The following is a 421-nucleotide window of genomic DNA, read 5'->3' on the forward strand; positions in this document are numbered from 1 at the left end:
GAGCAAGGAGCAAGGAGCAAGGAGCAAGGAGCAAGGAGCAAGGAGCAAGGAATGATAGTGCCGAAGCTTCTTGCCGTCATCCGATCTGTCGACGCTCCTCGATAAAAAACCCACTCGACCGTCCGGTCGAGTGGTTTTTTTCGTGGGCCGGATTGCGGCCCGTCGACGAGCCGCTTATCCCTTGCTCCTTGAACCTTGTCCCTGTTATCCGAGATCGATGCAGAGGTACTTGGTCTCCAGGAACTCCTCCAGCCCCTGATGGCCACCCTCGCGACCGAGGCCAGACTCCTTGACCCCGCCGAAGGGCGCGGCGGCGTTGGAGATCAGCCCGGTGTTGATGCCCACCATGCCGTACTCCAGGGCGTCGGCGACGCGCCAGACGCGGCCCAGGTCGCGGGAGTAGAAGTAGGCGGCGAGGCCG

At 62.5% G+C, this 421-nt stretch carries 1 protein-coding gene; it reads right to left on the reverse strand.

The genetic code is table 11. The features are described 5' to 3' along the window. Positions 1-204: 204 nt before the first annotated feature. The coding region (locus tag Q673_RS24450) for an aldehyde dehydrogenase family protein (protein WP_023005301.1) at positions 205-421 on the reverse strand (217 nt) is incomplete at its 5' end.

Origin of the sequence: Halomonas sp. PBN3 (genome assembly GCF_000475415.1) — a bacterium.
Taxonomy (GTDB): Bacteria; Pseudomonadota; Gammaproteobacteria; order Pseudomonadales; family Halomonadaceae; genus Halomonas; species Halomonas shengliensis.